The organism is Saccharomonospora saliphila YIM 90502, from assembly GCF_000383795.1.
In the GTDB taxonomy this organism is placed as follows: domain Bacteria; phylum Actinomycetota; class Actinomycetes; order Mycobacteriales; family Pseudonocardiaceae; genus Saccharomonospora; species Saccharomonospora saliphila.
Genome location: NZ_KB912640.1, coordinates 442,725 through 445,404 on the forward strand (window position 1 = coordinate 442,725; position 2,680 = coordinate 445,404).

General features: G+C 73.3%; 3 protein-coding genes. 1 reads left to right on the forward strand and 2 read right to left on the reverse strand.

Annotation, left to right across the window (positions count from 1 at the left end; all coding sequences use genetic code 11):
- Positions 1-50: 50 nt before the first annotated feature.
- Entirely contained in the window at positions 51-257 is a 207-nt protein-coding gene (locus SACSA_RS0107215; RefSeq protein WP_005441480.1) for a cold-shock protein, read from the reverse strand.
- A 118-nt stretch (positions 258-375) separates the two neighbouring features.
- Positions 376-966: an AIM24 family protein gene (locus SACSA_RS0107220; protein WP_019814624.1), complete on the reverse strand. Its 591-nt coding sequence runs from the start codon at positions 964-966 to the stop codon at positions 376-378.
- A gap of 155 nt (positions 967-1,121) precedes the next feature.
- Between SACSA_RS0107220 and moeA the strand changes: the two genes are divergently transcribed.
- Positions 1,122-2,336, forward strand: coding sequence for a molybdopterin molybdotransferase MoeA (gene moeA / locus SACSA_RS0107230; RefSeq protein WP_028661638.1), 1,215 nt, complete (start codon positions 1,122-1,124; stop codon positions 2,334-2,336).
- The last annotated feature ends 344 nt before the right edge of the window (positions 2,337-2,680 follow it).

Genomic DNA, 2,680 nt, shown 5'->3' on the forward strand with positions numbered 1-2,680 from the left:
GGGCGGTCGGCGCCGGCACGGCCCGCACCGGCGCCGACCGCGGACGACGGTTACGACACCTTGCGGACGTCCGCGGCCTGGCTCCGGCCGTCGCGCCCTGCGGTGATCTCGAATTCCACCCGGTCGCCCTCGTCGAGGGTCCGGAATCCCTCCGCCTGAATGGCGGAGTAGTGGACGAACACGTCCGGGCCCTCGGGCGACTCGATGAACCCGTAGCCCTTTTCCGCGTTGAACCATTTGACCGTGCCGACTGCCACGGCGTCCTCCTTGTGACAAACCGAAACGCGACCGGCGCACCCGCCGCGTCCTCGAGCGACGATCACGCTACCTGAGAAACGCGTGAGGGCAATGGTCAATTCGCGGTAATCGGGCCGCTCACCGGCGGGCCCGCGTCTGTACCAGCACCGTCCCCGGTCCGGCGACGTCGAGCGCCAGCCCTTCACCGGTCCGCACCGACTGCGTCGCCGACGGGTCGACCGCGCGCAGGCGAATCCCCACCGAGTCGGGGACGGCGAGCACGAACAACGGATTCACCGTGATCACCTCGCCCTGCTCCACCGTCAGCGAGTCGACGGGCCCGCGCGCGGTGAGCACCAGCGGGCCGGTTCCGCTGTAGTGGCGCAGGAACCCGGTGTCTCCACCGAAGAGGGATTGCAACGCGGGCCACGGGTGGTCGGCGCGCACCGAGGCGGGCCTTGCCAGCACGGCGTCGGTCGCCACCGCCCAGCCGGTGTTCCCGCCGAGTTCAAGGGGGTAGACGTCCCCGGCCCTGCCGGGCGCCAGGTCCACCCAGCCGCCCTGCGGCGGCGCGGTGAACACGACCGTCCCGGCGCGGTCCCGCCGCGCGCTGGTGACGCCGTAGCTGGACGCCAGTAGCGTGCCGGGGTCGGCCTCGACGCCCTCACCGCCGACGAGGACGACGCGGGCGACCCCGAACGACGGCGTGTGTCGCGTGTGTACCCGCATGGCCTACCTCTGCTGCGTCCGGGCCAGCGACCGGGTCACCAGCGCGGACGGCTCATGCCGGATTCGCACCTGCACCTGTTGGTCCCCCTTGAGGATCTCGAAGGCTGCGGACGCAGAGTTTGGCACGCTCACCGTCCGGCGGGAGGATGGTCCACGTGATCTCCGTTGACGAACACCGTGCCGCGGTCACCGAGCTGCTCGGCATGCGCCCCGTCGTGCACCGGCCGACGGCCGAGTGCGCGGGCCTCGTGCTGGCCCACGACGTACGCGCGGGCGTGTCGCTCCCGCCGTTCGACAACTCGGCCATGGACGGGTACGCCGTCCGCGCCGCCGACGTCGCGGACGCGGGCCCGGACGCCCCGGTCGAACTGCCCGTCTCCGCCGACATCCCGGCGGGCCGCACCGACATACCGGACCTTCGCCCCGGCTCGGCGCACCGGATCATGACCGGGGCGCCGATGCCGCCCGGCGCGGACAGCGTCGTCATGGTGGAACGCACGGACGGCGGCACCGAGCGGGTCCGGATCTTCGCGCGGGCCGAGACCGGCGCGCACATCCGGCGCACCGGCGAGGACGTGCCGGAGGGCTCGACCGCGTTGCGCGCGGGCACCGTGCTGGGGCCCGCGCATCTCGGGCTGGCTTCGGCGGTCGGCCAGGACCGGCTGGCGGTGTACGACCCGCCGACCGTGCTGGTGGTCTCGACCGGAACGGAGCTGGTGCTGCCACCGGACGAGCTGCGCTACGGCCAGATCTACGAGTCGAACGGGGTCATGCTGCACGCCGCCCTCACCGCGCTGGGTTGCCGCGTGGAGACGGTGCGCAGCGTGGCCGACGACGTCGCGGCGTTCCGGGCGGCCGTGGAACCGCGCCTGGACGAGGTGGACCTCGTCGTCACCTCCGGCGGGGTCAGCGCGGGGGCCTACGAGGTGGTCAAGGACGCGCTCACCGAGGTGGGTGTGCGGTTCACCAGGGTGGCCGTGCAGCCGGGCGGCCCGCAGGGCCGCGGTCGCTGGAACGGGGTGCCCGTGGTGACGCTGCCGGGCAACCCGGTGAGCGTGCTGGTGTCGTTCGAGGCGTTCCTGCGGCCCGCGCTGCTGTCGGCGCTCGGACACACGCACGTGGACCGCCACCGGGTGCGAGCCCGGCTGACCGAGACGCTGTCCTCGCCGGGCGGCAAGCGCCAGTTCCGGCGCGGGCACTACACCCCGGGCGAGCCGGGCGGCGCCCAGGTGACCGGCGTCGTGGGCCCGCGCGGCGGGCCGGGTTCACACCTGCTCGCGGCGTTCACCCAGGCGAACTGCCTCATCGTGCTGCCCGAGGACGTCACGCGCGCGCCGGAGGGCGAGGAGGTCGACGTCCTGCTGCTCTGACGTGCGCCAGGCCGGCCCGAACGGCTACGGCAGCGACAACGACAACGGTTGGTAACGGTTCTCGCACGGCAGGTGAGAAACACCCGATCGGCCGCCTACCATCGACGGTCCGCGGCCGGGCGGCGTGCGACGTCGGGGGCCGGACGCCGCCCGGCCCGTCCATACGGAAAAATCGGCGCGCATGAGCGCCAACTCGCTCGGCCACGCCGCGCGCCTTGTCCGTGACACCCTGCCCCCCATGCACCCTGCCGGGACACCGTTCGTCGCCGCGGGCCGTCGCGGTCGTCGAGGCGGACGCGGCAGGGGAGCACACACGATGACCGCGCCGCACACCGCCGTGATCA

Bases quoted from the DNA above. Each gene is read 5' to 3' on its own strand.
- SACSA_RS0107220 (WP_019814624.1), bottom strand. From the start codon at position 966: ATGCGGGTACACACGCGACACACGCCGTCGTTCGGGGTCGCCCGCGTC.